The sequence below is a fragment of the Idiomarina sp. A28L genome (assembly GCF_000218785.1).
Taxonomy (GTDB): domain Bacteria; phylum Pseudomonadota; class Gammaproteobacteria; order Enterobacterales; family Alteromonadaceae; genus Aliidiomarina.
Window position 1 is genome coordinate 1 of sequence record NZ_AFPO01000028.1, and the last position, 25,990, is coordinate 25,990.

General features: G+C 42.5%; 19 protein-coding genes and 1 tRNA gene. 9 read left to right on the top strand and 11 right to left on the bottom strand.

Translation table 11 applies throughout. The features are described 5' to 3' along the window. The 4 genes from A28LD_RS12475 to A28LD_RS11565 form a co-directional block, all read right to left on the bottom strand. The coding region (locus tag A28LD_RS12475; protein WP_007421257.1) for a helix-turn-helix domain-containing protein at window positions 1-211 on the bottom strand (211 nt) is incomplete at its 3' end. After that, window positions 201-530, bottom strand: a complete 330-nt coding sequence (locus A28LD_RS11555) for a hypothetical protein (protein ID WP_007421258.1) — start codon at window positions 528-530, stop codon at window positions 201-203. The genes A28LD_RS11555 and A28LD_RS12475, both read right to left, overlap by 11 nt. Next, window positions 517-1,704 (bottom strand): Arm DNA-binding domain-containing protein, encoded by a 1,188-nt coding sequence (locus A28LD_RS11560; RefSeq protein WP_007421259.1) that lies wholly within the window; start codon window positions 1,702-1,704, stop codon window positions 517-519. The genes A28LD_RS11555 and A28LD_RS11560 overlap by 14 nt, the downstream gene beginning before the upstream one ends. Next, window positions 1,697-1,936: a hypothetical protein gene (locus tag A28LD_RS11565; RefSeq protein ID WP_007421260.1), complete on the bottom strand. Its 240-nt coding sequence runs from the start codon at window positions 1,934-1,936 to the stop codon at window positions 1,697-1,699. Before A28LD_RS11565 ends, A28LD_RS11560 begins: the two co-directional genes overlap by 8 nt. A 144-nt stretch (window positions 1,937-2,080) precedes the next feature. Here A28LD_RS11565 and A28LD_RS11570 point away from each other — a divergent pair, with 144 nt between their 5' ends. Then, window positions 2,081-2,284: a helix-turn-helix domain-containing protein gene (locus A28LD_RS11570; RefSeq protein WP_007421261.1), complete on the top strand. Its 204-nt coding sequence runs from the start codon at window positions 2,081-2,083 to the stop codon at window positions 2,282-2,284. Window positions 2,285-2,922: 638 nt separating this feature from the next. Here the strand turns inward: A28LD_RS11570 and dndA are convergent. Beyond that, entirely contained in the window at window positions 2,923-4,047 is a 1,125-nt protein-coding gene (gene dndA / locus A28LD_RS11580; protein ID WP_007421263.1) for a cysteine desulfurase DndA, read from the bottom strand. A gap of 147 nt (window positions 4,048-4,194) precedes the next feature. Between dndA and dndB the strand changes: the two genes are divergently transcribed. From dndB to A28LD_RS11605, 5 genes are read left to right on the top strand one after another with little or no spacing between them, the layout of a single operon-like run. Beyond that, entirely contained in the window at window positions 4,195-5,286 is a 1,092-nt protein-coding gene (dndB, locus tag A28LD_RS11585; RefSeq protein WP_007421264.1) for a DNA sulfur modification protein DndB, read from the top strand. Further along, complete coding sequence (gene dndC / locus A28LD_RS11590; RefSeq protein ID WP_007421265.1) at window positions 5,276-6,943, top strand: DNA phosphorothioation system sulfurtransferase DndC; 1,668 nt, start codon at window positions 5,276-5,278, stop codon at window positions 6,941-6,943. Before dndB ends, dndC begins: the two co-directional genes overlap by 11 nt. Then, window positions 6,933-8,891 carry a DNA sulfur modification protein DndD gene (dndD, locus tag A28LD_RS11595; RefSeq protein WP_007421266.1) on the top strand — a complete coding sequence of 653 codons (1,959 nt, stop codon included), beginning with the start codon at window positions 6,933-6,935 and terminating at the stop codon, window positions 8,889-8,891. Before dndC ends, dndD begins: the two co-directional genes overlap by 11 nt. Window positions 8,892-8,893: 2 nt before the next feature. After that, complete coding sequence (gene dndE / locus A28LD_RS11600; protein WP_007421267.1) at window positions 8,894-9,232, top strand: DNA sulfur modification protein DndE; 339 nt, start codon at window positions 8,894-8,896, stop codon at window positions 9,230-9,232. Between the two features lie 9 nt (window positions 9,233-9,241). After that, complete coding sequence (locus tag A28LD_RS11605) at window positions 9,242-10,102, top strand: GIY-YIG nuclease family protein (protein WP_007421268.1); 861 nt, start codon at window positions 9,242-9,244, stop codon at window positions 10,100-10,102. 138 nt (window positions 10,103-10,240) lie between these two features. Here A28LD_RS11605 and A28LD_RS11610 read toward each other — a convergent pair whose 3' ends face one another. The 6 genes from A28LD_RS11610 to A28LD_RS11635 all read right to left on the bottom strand — a co-directional run bounded on the left by A28LD_RS11610 (window position 10,241) and on the right by A28LD_RS11635 (window position 20,705). Next, window positions 10,241-11,281 (bottom strand): DGQHR domain-containing protein, encoded by a 1,041-nt coding sequence (locus A28LD_RS11610; RefSeq protein WP_007421269.1) that lies wholly within the window; start codon window positions 11,279-11,281, stop codon window positions 10,241-10,243. Next, entirely contained in the window at window positions 11,278-11,922 is a 645-nt protein-coding gene (locus A28LD_RS11615) for a hypothetical protein (RefSeq protein ID WP_007421270.1), read from the bottom strand. Before A28LD_RS11615 ends, A28LD_RS11610 begins: the two co-directional genes overlap by 4 nt. Next, on the bottom strand, window positions 11,915-16,996 hold the full coding sequence (dptH, locus tag A28LD_RS11620) for a DNA phosphorothioation-dependent restriction protein DptH (RefSeq protein WP_007421271.1): 5,082 nt from the start codon (window positions 16,994-16,996) through the stop codon (window positions 11,915-11,917). The genes A28LD_RS11615 and dptH overlap by 8 nt, the downstream gene beginning before the upstream one ends. Next, window positions 16,977-18,281, bottom strand: a complete 1,305-nt coding sequence (dptG, locus tag A28LD_RS11625; protein ID WP_139043599.1) for a DNA phosphorothioation-dependent restriction protein DptG — start codon at window positions 18,279-18,281, stop codon at window positions 16,977-16,979. Before dptG ends, dptH begins: the two co-directional genes overlap by 20 nt. A gap of 2 nt (window positions 18,282-18,283) precedes the next feature. Next, entirely contained in the window at window positions 18,284-19,903 is a 1,620-nt protein-coding gene (dptF, locus tag A28LD_RS11630; protein WP_007421273.1) for a DNA phosphorothioation-dependent restriction protein DptF, read from the bottom strand. Between the two features lie 725 nt (window positions 19,904-20,628). Next, window positions 20,629-20,705 (bottom strand) — tRNA-Arg (locus A28LD_RS11635). 266 nt (window positions 20,706-20,971) lie between these two features. Here A28LD_RS11635 and A28LD_RS12090 point away from each other — a divergent pair. The 3 genes from A28LD_RS12090 to A28LD_RS11650 all read left to right on the top strand — a co-directional run bounded on the left by A28LD_RS12090 (window position 20,972) and on the right by A28LD_RS11650 (window position 25,986). Further along, window positions 20,972-23,722 carry a bifunctional diguanylate cyclase/phosphodiesterase gene (locus A28LD_RS12090; protein ID WP_050795196.1) on the top strand — a complete coding sequence of 917 codons (2,751 nt, stop codon included), beginning with the start codon at window positions 20,972-20,974 and terminating at the stop codon, window positions 23,720-23,722. 132 nt (window positions 23,723-23,854) lie between these two features. After that, entirely contained in the window at window positions 23,855-25,399 is a 1,545-nt protein-coding gene (locus A28LD_RS11645) for a leucyl aminopeptidase family protein (RefSeq protein WP_007421275.1), read from the top strand. Between the two features lie 176 nt (window positions 25,400-25,575). Then, entirely contained in the window at window positions 25,576-25,986 is a 411-nt protein-coding gene (locus A28LD_RS11650; protein ID WP_007421276.1) for an OsmC family protein, read from the top strand. The last annotated feature ends 4 nt before the right edge of the window (window positions 25,987-25,990 follow it).

Consider the following 25,990-nt stretch of genomic DNA (forward strand, 5'->3'; position numbering starts at 1 on the left):
GTCGTTTCCATGTAAGTAGCGATTCGCGCCAAATTAACCGGTGTTTGCCTGACTTCATTGATTGAATTTCGTGACTCGCTATCAAGCGGTTAATGGTTCGCTCGGTAACACCAGCGACATCTGCAGCTTCCTTAATGGTCAAGAGTGAGTGCTTCGTGTCGTGACTATGTCGGGAATTATTTCCTGACATAGTCGCGTGGTTAACCGACATATTGAACCCTCCTGCGCAATCGATATCCGAGTTGCTCTTCAAGTGCGAACAACACTGGCTCGAGCATGTTTTCGAGAAAAGGCAGTTGATCCGATGAGAACGGAAGTTTGAGGCAGGTGCAGACCATGTAAACCCAACTCTCAATGGCTTCGAGATTATCTTCTTCAGTGCCACATCCAAGATGCGGGACTAAGTCGCCACCAGGTATAACGTGGAGCGATACCATCAAGTTTTTCGCAAGCGCTCCCGCAAACTCTCTAGCATCACTTCGAAGCTCAATTGTGTGAGCAAGGTGGCGCGTGTGATTATGATTCATCATGGTAGGCCTCCAAGTCGTGAATATCGAAGTTTTGCTTTAAGAGGCGCTCAAATGCAGAGCCATCTTGACGTGTGAGATTAGGCACGTAGCGCGAGTACACGCGAAACAGCATCTCAGTAGAGCTGTGGCCCATTTGCCGCGCTATCCACTCAGGGCTCTCGCCAGCCGCGAGCCACAAAGTCGCGGTCGTATGCCGTGTTTGATACAGCCGACGTTTGTTAAGCCCCAGATGAGCGAGTAGGGGGTACCAGACTCGCTTTCTTACATTTCCGTGAGAAAGAGGAGTGCCAACGCGTGTGCAGAACACATAATTAAACTCATGCGTATGCTTGCGTTGTTCGAGTAATGCTTTGTAGACAATATCGCTCATCTCAATCGTGCGATAAGAGCCATCTGTTTTGGTGCTCTCGGTTCTTCCATTCACAACCGTGCTTCGGATATTGATTTGCCGGCGTTCGAAATCGACAGAATCCCAAGTAAGACCATCTACTTCAGCGGTCCGCATCCCCGTAAAGAAGCGCACAGTAAAATACTGCCGAAAATCTTCACGCACGCTTTTTATGATGAGTTGAACCTCTTCGAGTGAAAAAGGCTCAACATCAGAGCGCGGCACCTTTAATGATTTAATCCCAACGTAAGGTGAGCTAAAATTAAATCGGTTGGCTGCTTCATTCATAATCATTCGCAATGGCGTCATGATGTGATTGATACGAGATGGTGAGAGTCCTTTGTTGTTCCGTTGTGTAACTTTGGCGAGTGATGAACGGAACTGCATAATCTCTGTCTTCGTAATGCGGCCAACCTCTTTTTCACCGAAATTAGGTATAAGGTATCGGTCGAGCGTGTTGCGTACCGTATCCGAATGCGACTTACGCCATTGAATTAGCATTTCTGCGAACCAATCCTCAGCGAATATACGAAACAGTGGTGTTTCGCACGTTTGGCCTACTTCCATCCGGTCGAACTTGTGTGCCCTCGGGCTATCGGGGAAGTACCGTGAATACGAAAATGTACCCAAGGTGATTTCTGCTTCAATACGCTCCAGGAGATTCTCTACTTTTTTACGGTTTGCTCGCGTATCCGAAAGAGCCGTCATTTCTTTACAGCGAACCCCTTTGTAGCGAAAGTCTACATACAGTTTTCCGGTTTCTGGTCTCACATTTACACTACCCATGGGCTGCACCTCCTCGGGCCATCGGAATCGAAAGCGAGTGGCTGGAGAACTTGCCCATGTCATCGCGAATTGTTTCCCATAGGAAAAGAATCTTTCGTCCGCCAAACGGACGGATATAGTGAACGCCTTCAAGAAGTACAGAATCTTTTAAGCGCTCGCGAATGGTCCGTGGATCGTATTTGATTCGCTCAGAGAGCTCCTCAGTAGTCAAAAGTGTCATGCCATTTAACATGGCAACCTCCTTAGTTAAGTGATAGATTAAATAACAATAAGCATTTCTGAGATTCAAATTGCTATCCTAAATGACATGTTAGCACGCAAAAATACATTTGCAACCGCTTTTTGTCATTTTGGATGACATCTTTGTGAGGTGGGTATGATTAAGTGTCATTTGGCGAGAATGATGGGGGAGCGTAAGCTCAAGATAATGGATGTTGCACGTGAGACTGGTTTGAATCGCAACACAGTCACTTTGCTCTATAAAGAGACGGCGCAGCGTATTGATTTTGTTGCGTTAGATGTGCTTTGTAAATATTTTGAATGTGATGTGGGTGAGTTGTTGGAGTCAGTGAGTGACTGACAATCAGTTGAGGCAATCACTTTTATAGGCCTCGCTCTCAGAACAATAAACGCATCAACACGGCATATGATGCTTCACTGTCTAGATGCGGTATAACAAGAACAATAAGAAATGGCAGTAACGATAAACGAGTTAGAACAATATTTATGGGGTGCTGCCAAAATCGTATGGGGAGCTGTTGATTCAGGTGTCTGTAAAAATCACATTTTTCAAAAATTAATTGAGCGGCTTCTAAGCGAAATTCGTGGCTGAATGCTGGTTTTAGTTTATTTGTCATTACGTCACCTAATTGTCTATGTAGTGTACAATAGCACTTCAAATTAGATGGCCAAGTAACTATTCAACTAGAGATCGGCAATGGCTCACGGCGTAAAACTATGATTTCTCAAACATAATAAGCTTGCCTTTTGCTCGGAAACGCAGTGGAATTTTGCGGATAAAAAGTGTCTAGAGCACTCAGGCTCTCCTACACAGTCAGAATGAATAGTAATGGTCAATAACACTGAGGTATCGGCTACTCAAGATAAGGCAAATAATTTAAACGGCTAGTAACGAGGAAGCTAGAGGAGTGTTAGAGATTGGTATCCGGAAAGCTAACCTACAGAAAACAAGGAAATGCTTTTTATATCAATTAACTTTCACATCAAAGAGCGTAGTGCAGTCGTGATATCTTTATAGGGTATATGCTGCGTATTAATACCAAACGAAACACGAATCGCACCGGCAATACGATCTGTATCCAACCCCATAGCAGTTAAAACATGTGAAGAAATATAGCTGTTAGACGTACAGGCCGATCCATTTGATACAGCAACAATTCCCTTCAGCTTCACCATCGCCGCTTCTGAGTTAACGCCAGGTACAGAAAAATTGAGCGTGTAGGGCGAAGTATTCTGGCCATTTACTTCTGCGCCAAGCTCATCGAGAGCAGAAATAAACTCAGCTTTTAGCTTGCTGACATGTATCAGCCATTTTTGGGCGTTCTTTTTAGCCAACTCACAGGCAAGCCCTAAACCAGCAATCAGCGGTGTCGCTAATGTACCTGGCCGTAGACCTTTTTCTTGCCCGCCACCGTAATAAATTGGCTTCAATGGTGGCTTGATAAAACCTCGGCGACGCATGATCAGGGCACCAACGCCTTTTGGTGCATATAATTTGTGTCCACTGACACTGATAAAATCAATACGAGAATTATCGAGGTCAAACGGATATTTACCGAAACTTTGCGCGGCGTCTACATGCAAATAAGCGTCATGCTCTGAGAGTAATTCACATATTTCGTCAATTGGTTGAATAGCGCCAGTTTCGTTGTTTATGTGCATAATTGACACTAATACCGTGTGCTCACGCAGCGCAGCTTTAAGCTGCTCTGTATCTACTTGCCCTTGTGCTGTTGCGTCCAGATAGGTTACCTCAAAGCCTTGTTGTTCCAAATGCTCTATTGGTTCAAGTACTGCTTTGTGCTCAATTTTGCTTGTGATGATGTGCTTTTTACCAGCTTGCTCAGCGAATTTTTTGAGGCCCAAAATGGCTATGTTATTACTCTCAGTTGCACCACTAGTAAATATAACTTCAGTTTTATCTGCTGCTGCAATGTTCGCAACCTGGCTTCTAGCCAACTCAAGTGCTTGCTTTGCTTTCACTCCATACTCATGAGTACGGCTACCAGCATTGCCAAATTCTTCAACCATCATTTGATAAACTAAATCAGCGACCTCAGTGGAGACAGGTGTGGTTGCATTGTAATCAAGATAAACAGCCATAAATACAGTCCAAAATAACAAAAAAAGAGACAAATAACGTTAGCTTTGATAGGATATGCGATATTGTTCGTACGTACAATGCTATTTTTCGTACGTACAATGCTATTTTTCGTACGTACTAAGTTTTGGTTATCAGGAGCCTCTACCATGGGCAACATTGTATCGGGTTTAACTTTTCCTGCGATTCGCGGTATTCAGGCAGGTACTGAATACTACATTGTAATGTGTCCACTCAAAAGGCTAAAAAAGATTTTTACTTTTGACGAAGCAGCTTTTAGTCCAGAAAATCGGGCACAACGGGTACTGAACTTAAACCGAATACCGCAGATCACGAAATATATCCATCAAAATCGAAGTGATTATACTTTTTCATCACTCACCGCTTGTATCGAAGGTAATACCCTTTTTGAATCGATACATGCGCAAGGTCACGGAAGCAAAATCGGTAACCTGCATGTCGATGCTGATGCCGAGTTTTACCTAACTGATGGGCAGCATCGCAGTGCAGCAATTAGTCGAGCACTGGAAGAAGATCCGACACTTGGTGATGAAACTATCTCTGTCGTATTTTTTGTTAACAAAAACTTAAAGCAAAGACAAAAAGTATTCCGTGACCTTAACCTTTACCCAGTAAAAACAAGTAAATCTACAGCCGTGTTATATGGCGATAGCCCTGAAGAGCTTCTTACAAACAAAGTAGCAAAAGAAAGCTCATTCTTTAACGGTGTTATCGATTTCTCTGAGAATAGTATTAGCGCGCGCTCTGCCAAATTGTTTAAACATAGCTCTCTCTTTGCAGCTTGTTTAGAACTAACAAAAGACATAAACAATAAAAATTGGGAAGCCAAAGCCAAGAAATCAATTATGTACTGGGATGCATTGGCAAGTAACTTGCCGTTATGGCAACAAGCTAAAGCTCATCAAATCAGACCACAAGACCGAGCTCACTATGTGCTTTTCACCGCTATCTTGCTTAAATGTTTCGCTATTTTGGGGCGAGAGCTGCTTGCCAACCACAAAAACTGGAAGTCATTATTAAAAAAGTTCCAGGGAATTAATTGGGACAGAAGTAATTCAGTTATGTGGGACAGACGTTGTTTCAATAACGGGAGAATGGCGCACAATAATGCAGCTGCAATTCTTACCGTAAATGCTTTGAAACAGCACCTAGGTTTAGCATTAACAGCTGAACAGCAAAAAATGGAAGATAAGTTCTTAGGGGCAAATAATGAAAGTTAAACAAGCTGTCGAAACCTACTCTGCATTTAGCGACCGAGGTTTGAAGACTACTATCGAAGATGCCAAAACGCATGTTAAGAAGCTTTATTTGTCTGACGAGGTACCGTGGGTTATAGGCTACAGCGGTGGCAAGGATTCCACAGCTATACTTCAGCTTATTTGGTATGCCCTGCTCGATTTACAAGAGGAGGGCAAGTGCCATAAAGACGTGCATGTCATTAGCACAGATACCCTAGTAGAGAATCCTTTCGTTGCTATGTGGGTAGAAAAGTCACTGGAACGTATGAAAGAGAGCACTGCAAAACAGGGCTTACCGATTATTCCTCATCGTCTGACCCCTGCAGTAAAAGATCGTTTCTGGGTAAATCTCATTGGAAAAGGGTATCCCGCTCCACGCTATAAATTCCGCTGGTGCACAGATCGGTTGAAAATTGCGCCCTCCAATACCTTTATCAACAACTTAGTTGATAAACGCGGGGAGGCGATTCTGGTGCTTGGTACACGCAAAGCGGAAAGTAATGCTCGCGCGACGTCAATGGAGCATTACGAAAATATTGAAACCAATACCCGCAAGGCTGACGGCTTAACCGCCAACGGTAGCTTAGACCGCGTCTGGGTTTACACCCCAATAGCAGATTGGACTAACGATGACGTTTGGATTTACCTGAACTCTGTTGCCAACCCTTGGAATTTCCCTAATCAGGATTTAATGGGTATGTACCAGGGCGCTACAGAAGGCGGCGAATGTCCGCTAGTCGTAGATAAAAGCACACAAAGCTGTGGTGATAGCCGCTTTGGCTGCTATGTCTGTACCATGGTGTCTGAAGATAAATCTATGACTGCTATGATTGCCAATGATGATGAAAAAGATTGGATGCTACCCCTGCTAGCACTACGAAACGAGATCGACGTCAACGACGCGAATAGAGAGAAAAAGCTCGACAAGTTACGCCGCGATAAAGCGCGCCGCGACTTTCGTAGAATGAATGGCCGTCTTACAGTACATATCTCAAAACACGGTGCTGATATTGTGCCCGGGCCCTATATTCAAAGTTTCCGTGAGCAGTTATTAGAGAAAGTTCTGCAAGCACAAGTGGCCGTGCAGCAAATGGGGCCTGCCGAAGTTAAAAATTTGGAGCTACTCCCCCTGGAAGAGCTCGAAGAGATCCGTAGGATTTGGCTGGAAGATAAGTTAGAACTTGAAGACAGCTTGCCTGCCATTTATGAAAAAATAATAAAAAAACCTTATCCAGGCAGTAGTCGGGCCCATCACCCAGTTTTGAATAAACTAGTACTGGATAAACTAAAAAACTTTTGTGCAGAGCAAAACGACAGCGATGGTCTAATGTATCAGCAAATTCGTGCCGTCATGGCGATTGCCAACAAACATAAAAATCAGCTACGACGCGCTAATTTAGCCAAAGAACTGGATGATAGCCTAGAGAAAGGCGCTTTTTCTTCGTTGGAAGATGCAAAAATCTTTGCTTTAGAGCGTAAACGACATGAGCTGCAAATTCAGTACGATAACTCACCAAACTTATCTGATGAAGAAAAAGAGATCATTGCTGAGCAGATAGCTATTATTACCCGTTCGATTAAAGAGCAAGGATACAGCTCATTGCTGATTGAAACAGAGGTCCTCAGCGATGATATTTAAAGAGCTGCAAATAAAAAACTTCGGTATCTACCAGGGCGAGCATTCCATTAACCTTGAAGTAAGCGCTGATAAGCCTGTTATTCTGCTAGGCGCATTAAATGGAGGTGGTAAAACAACCTTTCTCGATGCCATACAATTAGTTCTATATGGTAAACATGCTAAGTGCTCAAATCGAGCTGGCACCGCTTATGGCGCATTTTTAGCTAGCTGCAAGAATCGGTCCGCGCCAGCCGATGCAGAAATAATGCTTAATTTAAGCTTTCTGCACCGTACAGAAAATCGCGTTCGCCACTACGATATTAAGCGTAGTTGGCGAGTTAAAGGCTTGGAAGCAAAAGACAAAGTCAGAGTGGAAGTAGACTATCAACATGACGAGCACTTAAGCCAATACTGGGATGACTTCGTCAACGAGTTTATTCCTCTTAGTTTGTCTGATTTATTCTTCTTTGATGGCGAAAAAATTGAGAACTTAGCGCATCCTCAACGCTCCTCAGATCTGGTTAAAACGGGCATAGAAAGCTTACTTGGGCTTGATTTACTCTCACAGTTACAAATTGATCTTTCTCAAGTAGACAAAAAACGCCGAGCAGGCAATGTAGATCAAAGCGTCATGTCCAAGGTCGAAGCCTGTGAAGATGAGATGGGGCAACATAATATAGTCATGTCCGATCTAAAAAAAGAACTGGCAGAAATTGAGCAGCAACTGAGTGATACCAATATTTCTATCAACAAAGCGCGTCAGGCAGTACGTAATACCGGTGCCCATCTGATAGAAAAGCGCGATGAGTTCAAGTTTGAACTCGGTGCTGTTGAAGCCAAGCTAAAGCTGAATAAGACAGAGCAAATCAAGCTAGCAGCCGGTGTTGGGCCCTTGGCTTTAGTTAAAGACTTGATCGAGCAAACCAAAGAACAAATTCGTTTGGAAACTGATGCTAGGCAGGCTAAAGTGCTTGATCAAGCCATAAGCGTTTATGATGAAAAAATTCTCACTGCACTTAAGACGAGCTCTGCGCCAGAACAAGCTATTGAGTATGTCAGTCACACTATGGCTGAACAAGCACAGGCTCGCCAACAGCTGACGAGCGTTGAGTGTTACCTCAATACCGAGCTTGGTATTTTTAATGGTTTGGATGAGCGTATTGAGCAGGAAGAAAAGCAGCGCCAGCGTCTAAAGAAAGAAGCTACACAATTACTAGAACAGCAAGCTTTGCTACAAAAGCAGTTAGATACCATACCCGCGTATGAATCAGTTAAACATTTAATTACTGAGTTAGCGGAATATGAAGCTACTTTTAAAAACCTACATACACGGCTGAATCAAAAACAGAAATTGCTGGAGCAAGCTACAGCAAAAAACAATGTGCTGTCTCAGCGCTATACCAATCTGTTGGCGCAACAAAATAAAGATACTTTTGAGCAAAAACGTACTATTCAAGTCAGCCAGCACATCAAAAAGCTGAAAGCGACGTTGCAAGGCTTTGCGGAGCAGCTGGTTAGCGAAAATATTGAACGCCTACAAACTCTGGTAAAACAAAGATTTGATGTTTTAGGTCGTAAATCACAGTTGATAAGTGATTTAAAAATCTGCCCTACCAGCTTCATTATTACGCTTTTTGACACCTCAGGGAATGCGCTAGAGCCAGCCAAGTTATCCGCCGGTGAGCGTCAGTTACTCGCTATTGCGATTCTGTGGGGGTTGGCGGAGGCATCAGGTAAAGAGTTACCGACCGTGATTGATACACCACTAGGTCGATTAGACGGCAAGCATCGTAGTAATCTTATTAAGAGCTACTTTCCCAAAGCTGGACCACAAGTAATCCTGTTATCAACCGATGAAGAAATTATTGGCAATTACTACAAGCAGCTAAAACCGTATATAGCCAGAGAGTTTCATATCAGCTACAACGAACAAGACAAAACATCCAGTTTTAACGAAGGGTATTTCTGATTATGCAAAGCATCGACATTATTCGTTTATCAGAGAAACAAAAGCAGCAGTTGATTATTCTGAAGCGCAAAACTGGTATCGAAAACTGGAACGTACTCTGCCGATGGGCACTATGCATGTCACTGGCCGACGCAACATTACCACCGAAGGAAGATATTCCTTCGGATAGTAATGTTGAAATGACCTGGAAGACTTTTGCTGGTGAGTTCTCTGAACTGTACTTAACTATCTTAAAAGAAGCCTACCGTAAGTTTGCTAAAACCTCTGGTAATACAGAACTATCAACTTTCGTGAAAATTCATTTGAATAGAGGTATAAATCTCTATAGTAAATCCCTGTAAAGAGTCATTATGAACGAAAGAAGTGATATTGAATTTCCAATCTGGAGAAAAAAGGTAGATCAAAGCTTTCTATTTGAGAGTGTCACGCCAATACCTAAGTGGCTATGGTCTGTTTGGGACATAGAACACACTTTTTCAAATGTTCTTTCAAAGTTAGATCCTCGTTCTGCAGTATCAATTACCTTCAAAGGCATTAAATATTCGGGACACATATTTTTCTCTGAACGAACAAATGGCCAGATGTGTCGCTTTGCGTTCGAGAAATCACTTCACGCCCAGCTTAAAGATGCATTTCTGATGTCATATATGAGGGCACTGGAAAGCCAAATTCGCAAACAAGATGGCGAAAAAGCAGATATTGAATTAGCCATACCCTTTTGGGAATTCATTGATATTGAATTTAATTCAGAAAAGAAGGAATTCACTTTCACCTGTCATTACAAGCAGTTACCAACTTTCCCTAGGCTGTTCGAAAAACTGGTTTCCTCCCCAGCAATCAAACAAGTCGATGATTTTTTAGCTGGCAAAGGTACCGACAGAATCCATAAACAAGATTGGAAACCAAGAGTTGAGTATAAAAACGAAGTCGGTGCCGAAAACGTTATTTATACTCTGCTAGATACAGAGAGAAAGCTTATCTATGTTGGTGAAGCTACAAAGCTGATAAACCGTTTTGACAACGGACATCCAGACATTTCCCAATGGGACTTTTACCGTTATAACGTATTACCAAAATCACTGGAAGTACACAGACTTACATTAGAACGAATGGCTATTCGCGATATGGCGGCTCTGATGGAAAACAAAGTAGGCATTATCAGTTTCAGTCTATCGGAATATAGGTTGGTTAATAGAAAAGTTGATAAATAGCACCTTCAAATTTGGTCTCCCATAAAAAACTTATCAAGTATGATTATATAGCTGAACCAATGCAATATTTAGGTTTCGTTTGAATTCGAACAAAAAATCATTCAAAAGCCAACCTACTAGATAATAGTCTTTCTAAAACTAAACTATGTTATTCACAGTATCTTCTAGTAATTTAGTCAGTCTCCTCAACGAGGCCTCGCTGGCATTGAAATCTCTCGAAGTAAGAGTGTATTCCGTTTTTAGTAAAACATCTTTGAACTCTCTAAAATAGACTCTAAAAAAATCCCTAGATAAATCTTTTTTACCGAGGCCTACATTGTGAATACTAGGATAAGCCCTAATTATGGCAGTAAAGCCAATTGATTTTGACAAAATGAAATCTTTCGGATTATTCCACTCGTTTGGGAAAGTGTCGCTAACTGCATTAAATAAGTTTATTATTATCTTAAATATAATTTCATCTTTACCTTCAATAAAATACTTACTAAAAGGAAGGTCTTCATAGGTTAAATCGGCATTATTCTTAATATCAAGAGCTAATTTATCAGGATTCTTACTAATGAGTGGCAATAGCGCTTTAACAAAAGCTCCTTGAGAAAGCGAAGCATTTTCTCCACCTCCTTTTCCTAACATTTTCAGACGGTCAAAAAATGGAGATTCTTCTGAAGAATTCAAAGATCTCGCCAACTCGTGGCATGTCTTGTGAGGACTTCTTGATTCGACCACATCGAATAAGTCGTATATTAATGAGGGAGATACTCTGGTTTGCTTGCTGTTGATAATAGAAAATATATATGCTTTTTGTTCTTCAGTTGCATCAATGACAAACACAACAGGTAGAGTAAACTGATCTATTTTTTCAGATTTGGCTATACCTTTAATTCTGTGCTGACCGTCTAGAACTTCCGCATAATGGCTTTCATCTTCAAACTCTACAGAACCAGCGGAAATTTTTATATTCTTTGAATTAACAGAAAGAATTATAGGGGTAGGGAAGGTTGCATCAGGATCATCACAATATAGGGTTATTTCCTTTATTCTTTTCTTTGATTCTTCTCTCTGAATACCACCGTTTACTCTTTCTTTTACCAACATGATTTGGGAAACAAATCTAGCTGGCATTGCTGTCATGAAAAAATTACCTATTGGTTGTTCAAAGTTTATCACGTTGAAATTCATAATTTATTAACTCCATCAGAGTCTAAATTATCGACTGAATTACGTAGAGCCTTCACATCATAATTTTCACGGTAAAGATAGTCGCTATCTAGGTAATTCCTATTTATACATGTTGTAATGGTAATGGATTGCTTATATCTATCAGGATTATTGATGATTTCAGACCACTTTGACGATTCAGCTTCTTTTGGGTTAGCAGCTATAATAATTTTACCGTCATCTTGCTGCTTTAGAACAACTCCCAAAGCAACCTCTGTCTGACCATGAGTGTTATCTTCAAGACATATTGAAACAACAACATCTTTATCTATTCTGATACTTTCATTATTTTCGAGAATAACTCTAGCACCTTCATTGTCATTATTCTTTGTTATCATGATAGCACTAGGCAGGGATCCAACATTAAACTTTCTTGCCTTTAACAAAACAATGTCATTGACAGCTACACGAAGACCAGAGTAGATAAAAAACAAGCTGGATAAAGCGATGAGGAGCAACGGCCAGAAGATTAGACCATGCACAGTGTGTACTAACTGCACTCCAAATGACGGAAGTAAACTTACAGAAAGTCCTATAACTGCAATTACAATAGAATGCTTTTTTCTGACCGCACCTGAAATATACTCACCTGTACTAAGCATTATTTAGCTCCCAAAAGGCTTTATCGCGCATTTTTGTTAGTGTCTTTTTACCATCGATATATAAGCTGTAATGCTTTTCCAGCTTGCGGATCGTTTCCATTAAATTCTCTTGCTCGCCTTTATCATCGACATTAAAAATTGCCTTAATATCAGCATTGCGGATCTCCGCTACGCGGTGGATCACCCAAGTGAGAATGTACGAGGCGTAGTTATTCTCACTGGTTTTAAAGTGGGTAATGTCCTGCGTGGATAGCACCACGCCTACACCGTATTCGCGGCCTTCTTTTAAAATTCGGCGCAGGCTACTGAAGTTTTGTGACATAAAGTTGTCAGCTTCATCTACTAGGATCATCTTGGTGATTTGTCTGAAATCACCCTGCACTTCAGGCTTCCCTCGTTTTTGCATTTGCGAATAAAACAGATCCAGTGTTAAAGCGACAACCAAGTTTTGTATCTCTGATGGGTACCCAGCCAGCTCAATAACCGTAACGCCTGTGGTTAGCTCGTAAAGACTGGTCATATTTTCTGGAACAGATTCAAATATCTTAAAGCGGGCTAGCTTGGATAGCGCTGCATAGAGCGAGTCTTCTTCTACTTTTTCCTGAGCCATAAACAGCGCCCAGATATCCTCAATAGTTGGAGCTGGCTTTTGCCAGGTGGAAGCGTCTTCAAGACTGATGCCTGCAGCGGTATAAGCTTCTAGGATTAAGTTTTCCAGTTTTAACTGTTGTTTAGGCCCTAAACCATAGGCTTTGGCCATGGTTTCTGAGAACCCAGCTGAAGTATGGATTGGCAACATAGGCGTATTGCCGAATAAACTGAGCGGGTTATAGGGCAGCTTAAACAGCTTGTACTTTTTAGCTTGAGTGGCATTGATAAAAGCATCATCCACATAGTCGGATTTGTAATCAAAAATCAGCATCCCAATCGGTGCACTGTTGACGTTGTTATGCTGATTTCGATAGAGCTGGGTTATCATCGCCTTAGTGAACTGGGTTTTCCCTGTGCCCATAGTGCCAATAATTCCGGTATTGGTATTCATGAAGCGAGCCGTATTGGTTGGCTCCCAATAGAGGTGCTGATCCGTTCGTGCATCGTTACCGAACAAAACTTGTAACGGCCCATCGCTGGTTTTCTCAATCGGTTGCGGGGACTTCTCTGGTTGCTCATCGCTACTTACTGAAGGGGGCACCAAAGGGTCAATTGGCTCTGCTGGATGTCGTAATTCGGTTTCGGGCTCTTCTTGGTACTCAGATGTTTTAGTTTGTGGCTGCAATAAATACTGTGCTGGTACCCGAAACAACGTTTCGCTGCTTGCCGAAGCCAGCATCTCTTTTAACGGCGTTCGAATTAAATCGCCCAACCAACCGCTTGGCAGTTCAATCTTTAAAATATCCTGCTCTTCGCTATAGCAAGCATCAAAGAAAGTACCATCTTCCACATTAACGAACAAAAAGCCCTTCGGATAGTCGTTCAGCTCAGTTAGCTGATACTCACCTTTTAACCACCATTCTCTCTGCTCGTCCAAGTCTTCAAAGTAGTCATCCTTGTACAAGTTGTACAGTTTGTACTTCTCTACTTGCATCAATACCTGACGAGCAAATAGCCCTCGATATAAAAGCCCTGCCAGGTCTTGCTTCCCTAACAAATCTTCAGTCAGGTAGCGCTTTAATTCCAACGCTTGTAAAAAGCCTTTGCTATGTGTTTGTCGTTTGCCGGTTTTAACCTCTACCGGCAGCAAATACAATTTATCGTCTTTAAAGCCCGCAAAAAGCACATCATCAGAGATAGGGCCTTGCTTGTAGCCCTGTACCGTTCGGGAGAAGTCTGACTCGCTGATTTTAAGTCCAGTATTTTTGGCAACACGAATTATTTCATCAACTGACAACGGAACCCAAGTAACATCTGAGTGAGCAAGCAATGCATTAATGAACTTGTAGGCACCGATAGTACCGCGTTTGGCTTTACGCTCGTTGGAATTATCAGTGATCATCCGAAGTAGCCAACTTCCATTGAAGGCATTGAGCTCTTCAATATATCCACCTTGTTCGTCACGCTCCAATACTTTGCGGTACAAGTCGGTTTGCTTAGTTACCGTGATGGCATCGTAATTGGTTGAGTTGGTGTAGTTGTCGGAGTAATGGATCAGCACAACATCTTTGGAAGACTCAAAGAAGTCCAGCGTTACTTTTGGATCAATGATACAAGTCCAAATAGACGAGTCGTAAGAACGTTCTAATAATTTTCTGAAGCCATCATTCACAGCCAGCGCGGTCGATTTTGCTTTACCATGCTGCTCATTCGCTTTATAAGCTGGCTTCACCAGCCGGTTGTATTGCTGAGCCAGGCGCAAATGTGGCCGGTTTGTCGTATCAACACCTTTTAAACCAAAAGCCGTAAAGTAACTATCTTGCTTATTGGCGGCGGCTTCACCAACAATTAAACCATTGCAAACCACGCCGCTTAGCTCTTGATCCGGGTCAACATCGGTACGCTCGACCCGCTGGTTGTTGCGAAAGAAACTGATATGTGCGTATTGCTGAGCTGTTACCTTTTCATTCTCATACTTGCTATAGGTTAATCGGGTTCTGAGTAAGTCGACTACTAAGTCAGAATACTCTTTCGCCTTACCTTTATTTAACTCGTACCGTAATTTAAGTTCTTCATGCTTGCTCATATCGGCAAAACGGTCAAACTCGTTATACATCAACTCATCGTCATACAAACAGACATGGATATAGGGCACTTTGTCTTTTAGGTTTTTTACCAAGTCAACTAACCCCATAAAGAGATCAAAGTTGTCGTGGTTGTTGACTGAGTTAACCAGCAGCTTGGCTCTTGGACCACAACTAAACAGCATGCTAAAAGCAGCTTGGAATTCCCCAACTTTTTCAGAGACTAACTTTCGTACATAGCTAAAGCTGGTTTCTTGCTGCGGGACTAATTGCATCCAAAAGCTATTCTCTCGATCTTTTTGAACGTAACTAAATTCGAACTTTGGGTGGTACAAATACGGAATAAGCCCTTGGGGATTCAAGCGCTCTTTGGTAATACGTGGCAAACCAGAAAAGCTTTGGGCATGCTGCTTATCGGCCAACATCTGTTCGGCCAGATACAAGTAATACGACAAAACCAGCGGATGCAGTGGAGTTATGAATTCATCACCATCAAATACTGCAAAACCAACGTGCATGAGCTGCTTTTGTGCTTTATTCAGCAAATCATTTTCTTCAATGTCACTGATGGCACCCGAGAAAGCGTTAACGACTGCACGCACTAAAGCGATGTAATCCGGATCCCAGCCGCTTAGTGAGGGTAAACTTCGCCTTTGGTGCAACTCATCCAACAAAGCAGTGTACGCTTGCTTTAATTCCGGAAAGTGACAGAAAGAAGTAACATCCAAATTGCGTCCAGCCTCATCATGGCGATAGAGCAACTGGCCTTGAATAAGCTGATCCTCCCACTGCAATAAGGTTAAACGTCGCCCTTTTGGTGCTACTTCTTGATTATCAAGAATGATTTTGTTCTTAGCTCGGTTAAAGACACCGCAGTAATCTCGATCAAATAAACGCGAGTAACGCTCAGAATCAAGTAGCAATGGCAAGCCTAATGCTTCTGATGCCACAGCACCTTCCACTTCAAAATCTAGAGTGTAACTATTAGTTATAACGGTAAAGCTAATCTCAGACGACTCATTGGCTAAGGTTTCAAAATCAATAAAACCAATATCCGCAGTTTCAAAAACCTGACCTACTTGTTCTAACGCTACCTTAGTGAAATTTTCTGAAATCTTTAGAACGTTTTCATCCGTTTGCAGCAACAATCTTTGCTGCTTAACCTGGACTAAAAAGCTGTGTGCAATATTCTGTAGTGGGAAATCTGAATCTGGTAAAATAACGACTTTAAAGCCGAAGGTTTCAGCTGTTTTTTCACGGTTGAGTTTTATAAAACAAAATACCGGTGTTTGGATATCATTACAGCTAAACTTCACCCGGCTGCGCTTACCGCCTGCATTATTAATACCAGTCAGTTGCACTTTATCTTCTGATGCGTCTTTGATCTCGACCTGATTCTTTTCAATGGCATCACCAATAAAAACAAGCTCAAAATCTGCCGCTGTCTCGCCAGCATGCAAAACTAAAATTAAATGTCTTTCGCGTTTCCCCGCTTTTGTGGGAGCTTTATCTCTACCAGTTAGTTCAACAGTTAAACCCCACTCTTCACTTTCTAAACTGAGCCCTGCCTTACGGTTTTTCTTTTGTTCTTCAAAGCAAGCACCTAGCTCAAGTGTCTCACGCCAGCAGTCGGGCTCAGAAAAATGTTCTTCAATGAATTTTTCGCCAAAGTCTAGTTCACCTAACTTTTCAACTAACTCAGCTGGAAAGCGTTCAGTAATTTCAGTAATTCTACGATGAAGTTGCTGATTCTCTTCTAGACGTTTTTGGATCTGTTCGCTCTGACTTTCATAGCGTGTCAGGTCGCTATCTACAAGCAAGTTCAGCTCATGAAAGCGTAAGTCACCATTTAAAATTGCACTGTATAACTTACTAAAACCAAAAACAGTACCGCCATTATCAATGATCTGCTCATAGACTAAATCAAGTAAAATTTCAGACACTGCACGCTGTTTATCCAATGGATTAATTAGCGTTTTCAAATGTTCTTTTAAAGTAAATGGATGCCAAACTTTGCTTGGTTGAGCCAGATCTTCCGCTGAGTTGACCAGCGTATCTAGCATACTGTTATGAACAATCAATAAGGCTGTATTCTTAAAATCACCTTGCTGTGCAGCCACTAAATCACGTAAACGGGAAATGTAATTCTCTGTATATCCATGCATGTTATCAGCATGCAAGACTGGAATTAATCGAACAGCATTTAGTTCTAAAAATGGTAACGCAGTAGAAAAATCAGAAAAGCTCGCCGATTTTTTCTCTAATAGGGCTTCTATGAGTAATTCGCTATTCTTACTATCAGGTGATTTAAACTGATAACGAAAACCAGCTTTAAACTCGCTCCGCCCCCAATCAATTAATCGCTCAGCAAGAAAGCTCTCAAACTGTTTTTCTGACATAGACTGCATCCCCACTGTCACTCATACGCTCAACATTGCCGATACGCTCATAAAATTGCACAATTTCAGCTTGGCTGTGTTTATCGAAGAAAACACCACGCTGGTTAAATCCTTTTATCAGCTCATTCAAACGCAAAGATTCTTTCGGACCGATTACCAAGTTTGTCAGCAGCAGCAGATAATCCTGATTCATTACCAATACAGAGCCAGCTGCGCCTCGTTGTTGAATAAAATCAGCGCACAGGTGTTTGAGTGTCGCTTTGGCAAAGTTACTGTTGATGTCATCTTTGTCTTTATTGCCGGTTTTGAATTGCTCGCTAGACAGCTTTAATACTTGGCTCAACGCACCTATCGGTTCTGGCTTGTCAACAAGCTCGGCTTTGGTCAAGTTACGCTCTGCCTTGAAGCTATGCGAAAATTCATTCAAATGACTTGTGACTGAGTCACAATCGCGAATGCCATCAGCCAACTGCCATAGAGGCACAATTTCTTCATGATCTGCCTGCAGCATTTCTGACATAGTTAGATAAGGAAAAATTCGATGCACATGCTTATAAAGCTGCTTGTAACCCGCATCTTTTAGGTAATGTCGCTCTGCACTTGCTTTTTCGGTATCTAGTATCAAGTAGTTTTCACAAGGCTTTGGTTCACCTTGAGACCAATTTATTAAATTGTGAGCCAACTGACTGGTATACAAAAAACCATACAAACGAAGGAAGCTCTGGAAGTTATCTAATAAATAGCGTGGTTTGGTTCCTAAGAAAGCCAAATCCTGTTTAAAACATTGAGTCATAAATGGCAAGAATGATTGCTCTGCTACCTTTCCATGCTTTTTAATTATCTTAGCTTTAAGGCCATTTTTTTCGAGCACTTCAAATAAAACCTGCTCGATAAAATTCAGCCGCATCGGAGTGAAATTCAGTAGTGTTTGACCACCCATAAGTTGCACAAACATCTCACCAATGCGTTGATTGTGTTTATTGTCTTCAGCTTCGTTGGAGCGGAATAAAAGAAACTCAGGAGCAATTTGAAGAATATCCTTTGTATCAAAGTACATGGTCTTCAACGTCGACCAAAATGATGCATCATCAATGCGCTGTTTAAATTCAGCGGCCGACAAAGCTTCAAAGGCTGAAAGATCTGGTACTGCTAGTTCTTTACGGTACACTTCACCGATCACAATGCCCAGAATACTATCCCAGTCTAGCTCTTTGCGTTCATCCTTCGTTCGTAAGGGAAAGAATCGACTCAACCGATTCTTAGTAACGACTAAATTCCGGCTCAAATTCACTTTTTGACTCCCCCGCTTACTTCTAACTCACTTCCATCTCCCTCAGCGTCATATACTCGGAGGCGAGTTGAGTCACGAAGGACCAGCAAAGTTTTCGCCTTACTAGCTCTTTCATGTAGCTCTTCAACTAGTTCATCCAGCAGTACTACCGCATTTTTGTCATGCTTATTCGGTTGATAGCCTTCACAGATTCGATACAACAAACCAAGCAAATTGATATTAATAGCGACTTTTTTAATAGGCTGCTCATCAACCTTGAGGCAAGCATGGAAAAAACCGACATGCTCCTGTTCAGCTGCCGCAGCGAGCTTGATTGCTGAATTGTCCTGCTTAATATCTACATGAGCTGCGATATGAAACCCGCCTCGCGTTGCGAGCAGCAACTCATCCTTACTTAATTGTGGCGCATTACGATTATTAAACTTGCTAATAGCTGTTAATAAAACATCACGGTAAAAAACTCTTATCTCATGCTTTGCTTCAGGTGCCTCTGGTGTGCGATGCAAGCGCCATATCGTTGAGTATTTATCAAGCAAGCTGTCACTGAAGTCGGCTTGAAAACGGTGATGGTAGTTATTGCCAATGTCTTCGTGCTGAAGCACATAGAATAAGCGTATATTACTTTCTGGCGATCGTAACTTTCTTAGATCAAAGCCTCTATCTTTTAGAGTGCTTTTAAAAGACTCAAACTCATTATCATTGATCCCTAACTTGTGGCTTAGAACAAACTGATCAATCAACTTTGTACGCAACAATGCCGGATCAAAGTCTGCAATCTTAGCTACGATTTCACTTTCACTGCAGGTAAAAAGGTTCTCTGAAAGATAGCTATCACCAGAGAACAAGTGGTACACGAAGTCAAGTAATGCCCTGGCCGTTAAAAATTGATCTTTCATCAACCTAGCTTTAAACAGCGACTCCACCACAATTCTTTGCACAGATGGGATTGATAACAGCTCGAAGTTTAAACAAAGCGTAGTATCGTGAATTGGTAGTACTTTTTCTTCATCAAAAAACTGCCGGATAATATTGTTATCTTGTGCTGTGATTCTCTGCAGTAATTGCTCAGTAAATTTTGAGCTGTAGAAATGAGCGTCCATCTTAAATTTTGGATATTGTTCAAAGTCTAAGAATACAAATTCATCATTAACTTCTGATTTTTGCAAAAAACTTTTTATGGCTTGTTTAAACTGCTCATTTGCTCCTTCTTCTGAGTAGTTACCTAGCATGCCAGTATTAATACCAACCACCAAAGATTGAGTGCCGATATCGTAATCAGAGAAGACTTTGTCTAATCGCTCAATCGCGGTCTCTTTTGGACCAAAACTATGGGTGGCATCGAGATGAAAGTGTGCTTTGTGTTGATATTGTTTACTATAACGAGTCAGGATTTCGGATTTACCATCACCACTACTACCACAGAGAAAAATGACCTTTTTTTCTGCTGCTGCATTAAGGGATTTAAGCTGATTATGAAAGTCCTGCTCTATATCGGTTTCAACATAGAGGTAGTCTTTAACTGCATCCAGGTCATCGCTTTCTACAGGCTCACGATCTGTTTTTACAGCGTAAGGTGAGGATTTAGAGAGAACACTTAAAACTTCACGAAGCCGCATCAAACTTATCCCTTAAAAGCGGTTTCACAAAAACCACTCCTTGGTAAATAGATAAAATAACCTTATCATAATAATAGCTTAGGGCAAGAGTCAAATTTGCTGAAACTTCTCATATTTAAGTGCTTTTAATGGTCTGAGATATTAGCTACCACCTACTTATAGCAACATACGGTAAAGATTTTAATATTTGTTTTCATTTGAGCTTCATTGCAACATAGTATAACTATGTTTCCTTGATGCACGACACAGACTGGTAGAGTCTGAGATTTATCGACACAGCTTTAGGTGAAAATATAAACAGGACTTCACTAGTGGAGCGATAGAAAGAGGCTCACTAGGAAGGAATAGATACTGTAAAATACCTACATACCGTTGAGCTACTTCGCGATAGAAGCTAAGTTCCAAAACACATCGGATTAGATAATATTTGCCGTGGTTTTTTGGACTGATAGACGCAAATGAGCATTTGCGCTTTCGTAGATAAGATCAATAAAAAAAGCGTTACAAAAATAGCATATTTGTATGTGGCTAAATGTCAAAATATCGGAACCGAAAAACCAGAAGAAAACACTTGGTCCCCAAATGGTCCCAGATTGGTCCCAGCTAAATATATGATACGGAACATTGATTTTAGCTAAAGGCTTACAAGAATTCGTTATATGAGCTTGTCGTGATGCAAATTGTTCCAAGATTTGTCATTGGGAAGTGCCGATAGGCGAGAGAAATGGCGCGCCCGAGAGGATTCGAACCTCTGACCTCCGCCTCCGGAGGGCGGCGCTCTATCCAGCTGAGCTACGGGCGCATTTTTTAAATTTTGACTTCTAGCTTAAACACCAATTATACGATTGACCTCCGCCTCCGGAGGGCGGCGCTCTATCCAGCTGAGCTACGGGCGCATGTTTGGTGCTTTCAAAGCAGGCGTGGATTTTAGGGAATTTCCGGTTGTATGTCCAGCACTGCGGGGAATTAATCTAATTTGTAACTGGTTGTTAAGAACGATTGCTTAAATGTTAATAACTAGTTAAATTAACTTTCCGTATTCGAGTATTTTGAGAAATGCAGTTGAGTGTGAATGAAACTACCCATAAGCAAGGTTTTGAACCGCTTGCAGTTGCTGAACAACCTGCCGTAACGCGTTCTTATACGGGTTCTTTACGCGCGGTTGTAAATGTTGCGGCATGGGCATTGTTTGGTTTTTTCTTGGTTATTTGTGTGGGTTTATGGAACCGCTCAGTAACAATGAACCACCATGAAATAAAGCATTCGGCGGAAATGCTTGAGCAAGGTGTGAAATCATACTTTGCTAGTACCGAGCTGTTTTTAAGTACGGTTGGAAATGATTTAGTTTACAACAATGTATTTGCTGATCGCGAACAAGCAATGCACCACCTGCAACGAATTACGAAACGCCAAGCTGGCGTGGCCGGCTTAGCGTTTATTACCCTTGAGGGCGAGTTTTGGGTAACCGATTTTGCACCTATTAATGAACCTCTACCTTCCTTATTAGCTAATGAATTTGCAGCGAGTGATTTTGTTACCTTTGTGGCAGAGCCTCAATTCCATATTGGCCGCCCTTATTTTTTCCAATTTTTCGATACGTGGATAGTTCCTATCCGTGCGCCTATCTTTGATGAAGCAGGGGTGCTCCTCGGTTATATGGCTATGGGTGTGGAGCTTGAAGAAGGCTTACCATTGTGGACAAATATGGTTATCCCTTCAGGTATTCAAGTGTCGCTGGTGCGGCCGGATAATCATTTAGCCTATCTGCATCCATTAATTTTGGAGCATACGGCTGATACTCTTGCGAGCGTTTACCAAGCTCAGATATCGTCGGAGCTGCAGCAATTAATGGGTGAACCCGAAGGTGTGTATCAATATCAACGAGAAAGGCTAAGTGATTCTGGCATTGAACAAGCATATGCATACCTGAAGCCGTTACCTGATTACAATTTAACGGTTATTGCCATGCGTAGCCGCTCAAAAGTTATCACCGATTGGCTCTACAGTTTAATCATTCCATTTGCGGTGTTGTTTGCGGCGTTTTTAGCGCTTTGGTATGCCGCTCGGCGGGCGAAATTCTATCTGCAAACAGCCGAGCAAGAAATTAATATTCGGCAGGGTGCGCTAATTCATAGTTTAGAACAATATGGCAAGTTAACTGCGCTCACGCCGGCTGGTGTTTATCAAGTTCGAGTTCGTAAAGATGGCGAGCGTGAGTTTATTTACTTAAGCGAGCGTGCTCGCGATTTGTTCGCGGTGCCTTCAACGGTTCCGTTATCAGATACTCTCACTTATATGGTAGAGCTAACCCACCCCGAAGATATTGAGAGTTTCGTAAATGCTGAAGAAGAGGCGGTAGTAAATAATCAATCGTTTCGTTGGGAAGGGCGCTTCCTTATTGATAATAAAACAAAATGGATTAGCGTTGAATCGCAGCCAGGTGAAGCGGATGACGAAGGAAGAATTTGGCACGGTGTGATGCTCGATATTACCGAGCGGCGAGAAACTCAAGAGCAAATAGAGGAGCTAGCACATTATGATGTGTTAACGCATTTGCCGAATCGCACGCTTTTACAAAAGCGCTTGCACGAAAGTATTTGGGATGCACGGTACAGCCAGCAGTATGCAGCGGTGCTCTCAATTGATTTAGATAACTTCAAAATCCTCAATGATAGTTTAGGGCATGAAGAAGGTGATAGAGCTTTGCTTATCGTTGCACAGCGGCTTGCGAACGTAGTTCGGGAAGAAGATACCGTTGCGCACATGTCAGCTGATGAGTTTGTGATTTTACTTACTGATCTTGGCAGCACCGAAGAAGAGGTTATAAGCAAGTGCCATGATTTTATTGCCCAGTTAAATACACTGATGCAAGATCCGCTCGTGTTGGCAAACGATTCTTACCTGTTAACCGCGAGTATTGGCGTAACATTAGTGGGGCCAGCTTCAGAGAGTATGGAGCGAGTATTGCAACAAGCTGATCAAGCCATGTATGAAGCGAAAGATGCAGGGCGAAATACCAGTGTATTTTTTGATGCTGATTTAGAAGCGCGATTAAATAGCCGGCTGGAACTTCAGCGTGATTTACATCGGGGTATAATGAACAATGAACTTGAACTGTTTTATCAGCCAAAAGTGAATTGTCAAAAAACCTGCGTTGGTGCTGAGGCACTTGTTCGTTGGTTCCACCCTACGAAAGGAATGGTTTCTCCAGCCGACTTTATTCACATTGCCGAACAATCGGGTGATATTCTTATACTTGGTAATTGGGTGCTGCGCACCGCTTGCGAGAAGCTAGTAGAGTGGGCTGAGCATGCGGAAAAATCAGATTGGACCATGTCGGTAAACGTTTCGGTGAAGCAATTAAAGGCTGATAACTTTGTAGAAGAAGTAAGCCGAAGCTTGGCCGAAACCGGTGCGCCCCCGAATAAATTAATTCTTGAAATTACTGAATCGATGCTTCTAGGTAGCACCGAAGCGGCTATTGTAACAATGCAGCAACTACGAAACCTAGGTGTACGTTTTGCGCTAGATGATTTCGGTACAGGTTATTCCAACTTAAGCTATTTACACCGTTTACCTTTGGATCAGCTGAAAATCGATCGCTCCTTTGTATCCACCAATGCAGATAAGCCCAACGCTGGCTTGGCGCAAGCGCAATTAACGCAAAGTATCATTTCACTTGGCCACACTTTAGGCTTGATTGTTGTAGCTGAAGGCGTAGAAACTGAAGAGCAGTTAAAGGCGTTAATAAACCAAGGCTGTGATATCTATCAGGGTTATTATTTTAGCGCGCCAGTTCGCTCCAGCGATTTGCCCTAATCTTCTGTTGATGCCGTTTCAATAGTTCGCGCTGTATCGGTTTATTCTTACGATTGGTCGGCTTTCACTTGCGTGGAAGCCTTTTTTTTTGCACCCTAACGCCCGATTATTTGCTAAATAGGGAATTTCTATATGAAGATTTTACGCTGGTTTGCAGTGGCAATCATACTGATGTCAGTATCTATCGCCGCCTCGGCCGAGTACCTTGAAACCAAAGTGAGTTTTACTGAGCGTTTAAATACAAGTGCTGAAACATTAGTGGTATTGGTTCCAGCTGATACTGAAGAGTTAAGCTTAAGCGGTTGGAGTAATGAAACGGCAGCTCAAGTGAATCGTGCCATGAGTGTGCGTGAGTTCACCGGTGCAGCGAAGCAGCAATTAGAAATTATTGCACCGGCCGGCTTGGCGGTAGAGCGTTTGGTACTCGTAGGTGTGGGTTCGCCAAGTGAATTGCGCCGTACTGATGCCGAAGAAATTGGTGCAGCGTTAGCTAATCATGTGAACAGTACGAAAGCTGAAACTATTCATGTGGACACACGTTTAGTAACTGATGCCGCCGATAATGCGCGCGTTAGCGCGAGCATTGCGCATGGTGTTGATTTACGTAATTACCGCTTCGATCGCTTCAAAAGCCAGCCCGATCCACGCCCGAGCCAAACCTACGAATGGTTAACTGTTGGCAATAGTTCAGCGGCAGCTCATTATGAAACCTTTCAAGGCCTTGCCAACGGCGTATTTATTGCCCGTGAATTGGTGAATTTACCGGGTAGCTCTGGTTACCCAGCAGCCTTTGCTGAAATGGCACGGGCCGCATTAGAGCCACTAGGTATTGAAGTAACGATTTTAGGCCCTGAGCAAGTGCGCGAATTAGGTATGGGTGCGCTTTATGGCGTGGCTCAAGGTAGCCAGCACAAGGCCCATCTGCTGGTTGCGCACTGGAAAGGTAGTGATGATCAGCCTATCGCTCTAGTAGGCAAAGGTAACACTTTTGATACTGGTGGTTATAACCTAAAAACCGCAGCTGCTTCTATCTTGGCAATGACTACTGATAAAGCGGGCGCTGCCGCAGTAGTTGGTGCTGTTGCAGCACTTGCTGCTGAACGCGCTCCTGTTAATGTTGTGGCCGTAGCACCGTTATCGCATAACCTGATCTCTGGCGAAGCACAATTACCCGGTGATGTGGTTACAGCTGGCGATGGTTCAACTATTGAAGTTGCGAATACGGATGCAGAAGGCCGCTTAATTCTTGCGGATGGCATTTGGTATGCACGCGAGCACTTCAACCCACGCGTAATTGCAGATATTGCAACCTTAACGGGTGCCAAAGTTGGCGCTTTAGGTACTGAATATTCAGCCATTTTCAGTGAGCAGGACGATATTATTCGCACCTTGCGCGCAGCTGGCGAAAACACTAACGAATTGGTGTGGCAGTTACCATTGGGCCCATACAGCAATATAACGAGCAGCCGCATTGCTGATCGCCGCAACACTGGCTCGCCGGGCGCTCAAGCGGGTGCTATTTTCTTACAGCATTTTGCGGGCGATACGCCTTGGGTTCATATCGATATGGCCGGTAATGCTTTAATTCAAAGTGCCAGTGGCATTCACCCTGAAGGCGCAACAGGCTACGGTGTGCGTTTGCTTACTGAATGGGTAAAAATTTACTCAGCTGAGTAATGTTACTGAGTAATGTTACTGAGTAATGTTACTGGGAAATGTTACTGGGAAATGCTAAGCAAAAGTAGTGTAAGCCTCACATTGTGATTGAAATAATGTATTATCAAAGCCTCGGTTAATCCGGGGCTTTTTTATAAAGCATAGGGCTCCAATGTGGGGCATGAGCGGAGAGCATTATGAGTAAAGAAGTGAACGAAGGCTGCGTGCGCGTAGAAGAAAAAATGGCGCCGTACACTAATCAGGTAACTACCTATAATCATCGTTGGCTGGCTGATGAGCCAGAGAGCTTGGGCGGTGCCGATGAAGGCCCAGCCCCTATGGAAATGGTGTTGGCAGGCTTAGGCGCTTGTACATCAATGACACTGCGTATGTATGCAGCTCGAAAAGAATGGCCATTAGAAAAAGTTACCGTTGATTTGCGGCACGATAAAGGCAGCAAGGGCGCAGAATCCATATCCCGGAAAATTAAATTGGAAGGTAACCTTTCTGATGAGCAACGCCAACGGTTGTTAGAAATTGCCAACAAATGCCCGGTACACAAAACACTTTTAAATAGTGAGTTAGAAATCCCAACAGAGTTATTGTAACGGG